At 60.5% G+C, this 7,469-nt stretch carries 8 protein-coding genes; 3 read left to right on the top strand and 5 right to left on the bottom strand.

All coding sequences use genetic code 11. From position 1 onward, the window contains the following. Nucleotides 1-42: 42 nt before the first annotated feature. The 4 genes from BM013_RS18750 to BM013_RS18735 form a co-directional block, all read right to left on the bottom strand. The gene (locus BM013_RS18750) at nt 43-561 is read right to left on the bottom strand and encodes a hypothetical protein (RefSeq protein ID WP_093129133.1); all 519 of its coding nucleotides are present in this window, start codon (nt 559-561) and stop codon (nt 43-45) included. A gap of 51 nt (nt 562-612) precedes the next feature. Further along, the gene (locus tag BM013_RS18745; protein WP_093129132.1) at nt 613-2,181 is read right to left on the bottom strand and encodes an IS66 family transposase; all 1,569 of its coding nucleotides are present in this window, start codon (nt 2,179-2,181) and stop codon (nt 613-615) included. Nucleotides 2,182-2,258: 77 nt separating this feature from the next. Further along, nucleotides 2,259-2,606 (bottom strand): IS66 family insertion sequence element accessory protein TnpB, encoded by a 348-nt coding sequence (gene tnpB / locus BM013_RS18740; RefSeq protein ID WP_093129131.1) that lies wholly within the window; start codon nt 2,604-2,606, stop codon nt 2,259-2,261. Continuing rightward, a complete protein-coding gene (locus BM013_RS18735) occupies nt 2,603-3,004 on the bottom strand; it encodes an IS66-like element accessory protein TnpA (protein WP_093129130.1) in 402 nt (133 codons plus the stop codon). Before BM013_RS18735 ends, tnpB begins: the two co-directional genes overlap by 4 nt. 122 nt (nt 3,005-3,126) lie before the next feature. On the opposite strand from BM013_RS18735, the gene BM013_RS18730 reads away from it, so the two are divergent. Next, the gene (locus BM013_RS18730; protein ID WP_093129129.1) at nt 3,127-4,059 is read left to right on the top strand and encodes a hypothetical protein; all 933 of its coding nucleotides are present in this window, start codon (nt 3,127-3,129) and stop codon (nt 4,057-4,059) included. Between the two features lie 75 nt (nt 4,060-4,134). Here BM013_RS18730 and BM013_RS40560 read toward each other — a convergent pair whose 3' ends face one another. Beyond that, the gene (locus BM013_RS40560; RefSeq protein ID WP_143098304.1) at nt 4,135-4,938 is read right to left on the bottom strand and encodes a hypothetical protein; all 804 of its coding nucleotides are present in this window, start codon (nt 4,936-4,938) and stop codon (nt 4,135-4,137) included. Nucleotides 4,939-5,318: 380 nt separating this feature from the next. Here BM013_RS40560 and BM013_RS18725 point away from each other — a divergent pair, with 380 nt between their 5' ends. After that, nucleotides 5,319-5,969 (top strand): hypothetical protein, encoded by a 651-nt coding sequence (locus BM013_RS18725; RefSeq protein WP_143098303.1) that lies wholly within the window; start codon nt 5,319-5,321, stop codon nt 5,967-5,969. Nucleotides 5,970-6,718: 749 nt separating this feature from the next. Beyond that, nucleotides 6,719-6,976: a DNA-binding protein gene (locus tag BM013_RS18720; protein ID WP_093129127.1), complete on the top strand. Its 258-nt coding sequence runs from the start codon at nt 6,719-6,721 to the stop codon at nt 6,974-6,976. Nucleotides 6,977-7,469 lie beyond the last annotated feature (493 nt).

Below are 7,469 nucleotides of genomic sequence, written 5' to 3'. Positions count from 1 at the left end.
GTAAGCGTCAGCTCAGCACCCCCCTTGACCTCTGCCGTTCGATCAGATGTCGAAGACCTGTCGCAGCATATGGAAGGGAACGCGCCATGAGTGCCCGTTGCCGGTGTCGACGGTGGCAGTGCGCTGGTTGATGCGCACGACAATGCCCACCTGAGGCTGGAGGTACTTGTCGTCGAACGAGACCTTCTCGCCGCAGCGGAAGTCACCTCGCGCAGGCATGCTCTTCAGCGGCGCGGGACGCGTAGGGGTCGATGCAGTTGCACTGGCAGGACTTGGCGGCTCGACGGCCGCATAGGGCAGCTTCCATTCGCGCCGCGTGCCTTCCTCGTGCAAGGTGACCTGCGTGTCCTTCATGGCGACCACCTTGCCATTGCGCATCTGGCCGTCGCGCCAGTCGAGGAAGCGCACCATCTGGCCGAGGTTCATGTTCGTGCGCACAGCGATGATGCGTCGCGGATCGGCCAGCATGCGCTCGATGATGGCGCTCAGTTGGAACAGCTCCAGGCTGGTCGCACGATTAAGCGCATCGATCAGCTTGGGGTCGGTGCCTTGCGGGTTCACTGCGTTGTCCTCTTGGCGTTGTCAGGTTGTAGTCGCCCGGGCACGAGGTCCTCAGGCGACCAGCCGCTGCTCGAGGTGTTGCGGCGCACCGATGTTCCACGGCAGCAACTCGTCGATGCGGTTGATGGGATGGTCCGCGATGCGCCCGAGCACATCGCGCAGATAAGCCTGTGGATCGATCCCGTTCAACTTGGCTGTTTCCACGAGGCTATAAATGGCCGCAGCGCGCTCGCCCCCGGCGTCCGAGCCCATGAACATGTAATTCTTGCGGCCCAGGCCGACACCGCGCAACGCGCGCTCGGCGGCGTTGTTGTCGATCTCGATGCGTCCATCGTCACGGTAGCGCGTCAACGACCCGAGCCGCGTGAGCGTGTAGCCGATGGCGCGCGCGAGCTCCGACTTGGTCGACACCTGGGCGAGCATCCCTCGCAACCAGGCGAATAGTTCCTCGAGCAGCGGCCCGGCCCGCGCCTGGCGCTCCCTGCATCGCTCAGCCGGCGGGCGACCACGGATGCCGGCTTCGATCGCATACAGCGCACCAATGCGCCTGAGCGCTTGTTCCGCAATCGAGCCTGGCGCACGCCCCTGACTCTCGTGCAGATCCCAGAACGGCCTGCGCGCGTGCGCCCAGCACGAAGCCTCGATGACGTTGCCGCTTGCATAGAGCTTGGCGAAGCCGGCATACGCATCGGCCTGCAACACGCCCTTGAAGTTCTTCAGGTGCGCCTGGGGATGTTCGCCCTTGCGGTCGGGCGAGTAACGCAACCACGCCGCCGGCGCGTCGGTGCTCGCCGATGCCCGATCGTCACGCACATAGACCCACAGCCTTCCGGTCTTGGTCCGGCCTCGCCCGGGCGAGAGCACCGCCACCGGCGTGTCGTCGGCATGCAGCTTGGAGCCGGCCAGCACGTAGCGCCCGAGCGCTGCAACCAACGGGTCCAGCAGCTTCTCGCTCTGGCCGACCCAGCCAGCCATCGTGGAGCGTTCGATCACGACGCCCTCGCGGGCGTAGATGCGGCTCTGGCGGTACAGCGGTTGGTGGTCGCAGTACTTGGACACCAGCACGTGGGCCAGCAGCCCGGGACCGGCGATGCCACGTGCGATGGGCCGGCTCGGCGCTGCTGCCTGGAAGATGGATTCGCACGCCATGCAGGCGAGCTTGGGGCGCACGTGGCGGATCACCTTGAAGCGCGAGGGCACGTACTCCAGTTGTTCAGAGACGTTCTGGCCGATCTGACGCAGTCGGCCGCCGCACGCACTGCAGCCGCAGGCCTGGCCGACGGCGTCGTGGCGGGCATCCGATGCCTCGGGCCGGTACACATGGTTCTCTCGAGGCAAGTGTGCGGGCAAGCTGCGGTCGAAGCCTTCGCTGTTGGCCGCTTGCACCTTCGGTGTCTGCGCGACCGGCGCAAGCTCGTGCATCGACAGGTCTGCGATCAACGCGATCTGCGGGTCGTCCAGCTGTTCGCTGGAGGCGCCGAAGCGGGAGCGAACCTGGCGCAGCAACTGCACCTTGAGCTTGTCCACGAGCAGCTTGAGCATGACGACTTCGGCATCACGCGCCTGCACGACACGCAGCAGCGAGTCGACGGTGTGGGGCGCGTTGGCGGTGTTCGGCACGCCCTCTACTATGCCATCGGACCTACCCGGAGTTGACCGGGACCCGTGCGTTCAGAAGACGAATTCTTGAGCGCGGTTCAAGCCGCGAGCGCGGGCTGATCGGTGCGCGTCGGCATGCGCCAGTCGATGCCTTCGAGCAGCATCGACAGCTGCGCCGGCGTGAGCGAGATCTTGCCCCCTTGCGCCTGCGGCCAGACGAATCGGCCGCGCTCCAGGCGCTTGGCCAGCAGCAGCAATCCCTGGCCATCGAACCACAGGACCTTGAGCATGTCGCCGCGTCGGCCGCGGAAGACGAAGACGTGGCCGCAGAACGGGTTGGTCTCCAACGCCGTCTGCACCATCGCAGACAGGCCATTGAATCCCTTCCTCATGTCGGTATGGCCGGCGACGATCCAGACGCGGGTGCTTGTAGGAAGGCCGATCACGCAAGCGCCTTCAGCGTCTGCAGGACATGGCGCACGCTGGCCTCGTCGACCGCGCCACGCAGTCGGACGCGCACACCGCCGACATCGATCTCGATGGTCCCGGCAGGTTGGCGAGGCGCCACCACCGTGGGTGAAGAGCATGGCGCGATCGACGCAGCTTCGATGGTGACGGGCAGCAGCATTGGCGAGGGCTTCGACGGTGCCGGCGTCTGGGGCTGCTCTTGCGTGCTCAGATGCATCCTGCGCCATGCGAACAGCAGGTTCGAGTTGATGCCCGCTTCCAGCGCGACGGCGGCCACCGACGCACCGGGCACCAAGCTGCGCGCGACCAACTCGCGCTTGAACATTGGGCTGTGCTCGCGCCGACGGCGCTTGCTCGGGGTGTATTGATCGTTCATTGATGTGCATTAGCGGTTCTTCATGCACACCATCGCAGCGTGCATGGGCCACCGATCCTGCACATCAGCCTTCAGTGAAAACAGAGGGTACTGAGGAGACGCTTACGTTTCCGTTCACGGGAATGACAGATCTCACCGTTGACGGTCTGTGGCTGGAAACGGCTGGGCAGAGAACCTTTGTTGCGCTACGCGTCATCAGGTGCACCTACCCTCATCCTTTCGATCGGCTGTACTACAGCATCGATGACGGGCGATTGCGGGCACGGCCGCCCGCGTCGAGTAAGCAGAAGGAACGCGGGGCCCGTGAGCAGAAGCCAGAGATCGTGAACCAATGGGCGGACAGGAGCCGGGCGCCGATCGAGGTATACAGCGACGGCGACGACAGCGATCCGTTTCCCTATCTCAACAAAACCTCGATTCATCGGTCAAGGCGTGCGACGGGTCGAGCGCTCGAGTCCGATGTAGAGGGCGTGGAGCCGGGTCAGTATGCAATTGGCCCTTCGGACTCTGCGGGACTGCCCCCGGCGGAGATCATGGGCGCTCAACCTGCGCGCGATGACGGCGATCTGGAGCCGTCATTTCTGGCTGAGTTGCGCAAAGCGGTGCCGGATTGCCTGCCGGGATGGGAACTTGACTTGTTCCCGCGCGGCTTTGTCGCGCGCCGCGGATCAATCCCGCCGCCGCCGGCGAATTTATCTTGGGGCGCGCGGTGGGTATGGATTTCATCGCTTTTTCAGGTCGACCAGACGGGATATGTGACGCGGCGGGCTGTCTTAGCTGTGGGTGAGGTAGCAGATGGCTCGTTCACCGTTGAGGTCGCTATTCAAGTACTCAGCCCTGAATACATGACCTTCGACCAAATCATCGAGGGGTTGTACGAACCGCTCCGCGCCTCTCACGCAGCGCCGGCGATGATTCGAGAGCAAAACGCTACGGTCGCTTGCTGGACAACGTATGAGTTAAACAAACTGGCTGATGAGATGAGTCCCCAGGAGATCGCTGGCTCGGTTCTGTGGGAGCTTAGGAAGCGAGCATTAACCGAAACGCACGGTTAGGAATGTATCCAGACAAAAGTCTCTAAGGCTTTGGGTGTTCATTCGCATTTCCGACTGCGCTTACAGATGGAGCTGCTACCTAAACACTTCAAAAATGCTTGGCGGTTTGATGGTAACCAGATGGCCTTTTGACCATGGAAGCGCCCAAACCTCGCCATAACCCTGGTTATCGCCATCCCGCTCCACGTTTCTGAACAATTCGAATCCGACAGTCGTCAGTCCTGCAATTATTTTCCCTCGGGCGGTGGCGCCGCGAATAGCGTCCTGGGGCTTTATTTGACCAATAGGCCCGAAGGCTTTATAGCAAGCTAAGGCCAAATCTATGAGCCTAGGAGAGGAGAAATTGCCGCAGTTGGCGGTGGCAATGTACAAAAGGTCTACCCAAACCTTCGGGGTCGACTTCAATCTTCGGGAGACTGAGCGTCTTTCCAGAAAAACCGAGAGTGCAAGACGCCATCTCTTCAGCTCCTGCAAACCCATCGGCCCAAATTTTTGCAAAACAATTGCATTTTTCACCAGCGCTAGATCACTAGCGTTGAGATTCTCTTCATGCAAATCGAGGATTCGCATTGACGAAGGGCACTTCACTTCATAGACATACCGGTCGAACTCGTATCGAATTTCCTTTTTGACAAAATGCTGCTTCAGCGAACGGAGACCTAATTCTTTGTCGTGGTTCCATTTTCCTTCATGTCGGAGTCGAACCTTTCTGTGCGCAGTGTTTGCCGCGCTCTCAGCCCCAGGGCGTTCCGAGCAAAGGTAGACGAATGCACTGCAATCAGTGTTTTCGCCGTACGCGAAGTCTGGCTTCTTGAAGCCGGTAAGGTTCAGCCAGCCAGCCGTGGTTCCGTGATAAAGGATAAGGTGGTCGGGATACATCGCCTTCAATTTAACTGATTGACCGAAGGAAAGGAGGGTGCGCTACGTATTCCAGGACCGCGACTCCGGAAAGTCCTCCGATTGAGGCCGCACTTCAAGCAGGTGTGCCTCGCTTCTAGGCCTCGGCAGTATTCGGCACTGGGCACGCGTTTAGCTCAGTGACAGCGCTATAGCTGATCCGCCAACAGCTGAAAGCGTATGCATCGCCCCACTAGGGCCTTAGACTTCTCGATCTGCTATATTTAACTCTCAAGCCAATGGGTTCCTGGCGGATTCCCGACTGCTTGTCGACTTTCTACCTCAACCTGGTCACCCTTTCCCGCTGTTACGGGGGGAGTAAGCGCCAGAGTCCCCTCGCAGCAGCGCAGGAGAATCTGATCATGTTGAGAAAACCATCTAGTTGGGTCAAGCGATATTCGGCGCACGTAGCCGGCCGTGCCGAGGATGTAGGCGTGCCCGTTGTTTACTCCCACGCCCAAGAGGTCGTCTCCGCCGGCGGCGGAGCCAAGAGCTACGCCGCAATCAAGACGGGCGGCCATCCAGCGGCAACCTCGATGCCCTCTGGGTATGACGCGGAGCAATCCGAGAAGCGAGTCAGCATTTGCGCCAACCTAGACCGCAGCCAGAAAGAGGAACTGCTTCGCATCTCCGAAGCCGTCTTCGAGGATGGCGAGAACCCTAACACGGCGCTCGCATGGCTGCTGGCCGAGCATCTCGTAAATGATTGCGAGCAACATCCGTCTGAAGGCTTTGTAGGCTCGGTGTTGCTCACGGAGGAACTCGTTCAACGCGCTGGAGAAGTCGCCTCGAGCGACGAGTTCAGCGACTTTCTGTACGAATCTCTTCCGTGGCCCTCGATCGCCCCATTGGCTTACGCGAAGCCGGATAAGTCCATCGACGGGCATTGCATGGTTGAGCCGGGCGCTGTGCTCAACGTGATCGCCTACCTTGTCGCGAACTGCGATCACGGCGTCGAAGACGTGCTGCGCTATTCCAAGCGCTTGGCCCCAGGACTGCGCCGCGCCCACTGATCGTTGCAGATGAGTGACCGCTTCGGCCGCTCATTTACGTCGGCCTAGTCACGTCGAACGGGGCTGGAGGCGAACTCGATTCAATTGCCTCCAGCTCACTCGGTCTCTCCAACTGAGCGACCCATTGCGATTGTGGCCGATGCCAAAAAGCGAGATGAGTGGAACTTGGCGGGACCAGCACGAAAGAGCTGCAACCGACATGAAACTGGATGTACATACAGTAAGTGTGCAGGCTCGGTGCCAAGAGGGTTTCATGAGGACGCTCTCGTTTAAATACCGACGAAATCGCAGATTCGCATTTATCTAAATGCGTTCGCGTTTTTCGACCGCGCTTACAGTTCGGCCTCCAGAACATCCAGGGAGGCCGACAGTCCGCATCGCATGCTGGTAGACCCTGCGGCACGCGGTTTGCTGAAGAGCAGCACATAGGCCGATTGGCCGTGCAGCTCATCGCATCTGTTGTCGAAATTTAACCGTAGCCGCATGTGCTGGGTTAAGTCGGCCGCTCAAGTACTGCCCATGAGAGACGCCGGACGAAGCACTGTCGCGAGCGACCGCTTGCCTCCTCGAGTTGTCGGTCACTACGCTGATCAGAGGCCAATTCCTTCGTGCCGTAGTAGTAGCACGATGCAAATGTTTGCACCCACTCTCGCCGGAAGCCTCATGGATACTCAACTTTTCCTCGGGCAAACCCTCATATCCAAGCTGAGACAGTTGGCTACGATTTGCTCAACTTTCCGCCAGTTCACATGGATAGCCCGAACATCGACTCGGTCGAACTTGAGCAAGTCAGGAAAGACTTCTTTGACAGGGGTCTGGAAGTCACCGTGTGGGCGCGCGCCCACGGATTCCATGCGGCCAGCGTCTACAGGGTCCTGAACGGGCAATCCCGGGCGCGCCGCGGCGCATCGCATCACATCGCAGTGGCACTGGGGCTCAAATCGCCGCCTCCAGAGCCCGCGTCAAACGCTTCGCCCTCTCCCACGAGGAAGGAGGAATCCCGCTAAAGCACCAAAAAGCCAAAAGCCAAGCGTTGCAGCGCTTGGCTTTTGATCTGGGCTTCGCTTGAGACAAGCTGGGGAGCTTGGGCTTAGTTTCGTCACTACGCCGCCTCGAGTCAAGCCTATGGCCATGCGCAGCGCGCGATGCGCGCGCGCCGAAGGACTTGATATGGCAATGCGGACAACGGAGCCAGGAGAAGAACCGCGTGTCGACTCCTCTAACTGGCGCCTGACGAAACGAATTGTTTGGAACGGAGCACCCGGCGCGGGGTATCAGACCTTCCTTCCTTACGAGGTCGCCTCCTCCGGTTTTACCAAAGCACCGACCGCTGGATCGGCATTCAAGTCCGGCTACTTCGCTCCATTCGCACACCCCCTTCTCGCTCCGCAGTACACCCCAGACAAAAGCTGGCACGGCCTCAGACGGACCAAGGCCCCAATCGGACTAGTGCTGCCTCGGTACACCACGGTTACGCGGGACCGCCTCTACGACATGATC

Origin of the sequence: Variovorax sp. OK605 (genome assembly GCF_900115445.1) — a bacterium.
Lineage (GTDB): Bacteria > Pseudomonadota > Gammaproteobacteria > Burkholderiales > Burkholderiaceae_C > Variovorax.
The sequence above is the reverse complement of the archived record's forward strand: the minus strand, read 5'-3'. Positions and strand labels throughout refer to the sequence as shown.

Excerpts from the sequence above, each read along its gene's own strand:
- BM013_RS40560 (WP_143098304.1), bottom strand. The coding sequence starts at position 4,938 with ATGTATCCCGACCACCTTATCCTTTATCACGGAACCACGGCTGGCTGG.
- BM013_RS18730 (WP_093129129.1), top strand. The coding sequence starts at position 3,127 with ATGACAGATCTCACCGTTGACGGTCTGTGGCTGGAAACGGCTGGGCAG.
- BM013_RS18720 (WP_093129127.1), top strand. The coding sequence starts at position 6,719 with ATGGATAGCCCGAACATCGACTCGGTCGAACTTGAGCAAGTCAGGAAA.
- BM013_RS18725 (WP_143098303.1), top strand. The coding sequence starts at position 5,319 with ATGTTGAGAAAACCATCTAGTTGGGTCAAGCGATATTCGGCGCACGTA.
- BM013_RS18735 (WP_093129130.1), bottom strand. The coding sequence starts at position 3,004 with ATGAACGATCAATACACCCCGAGCAAGCGCCGTCGGCGCGAGCACAGC.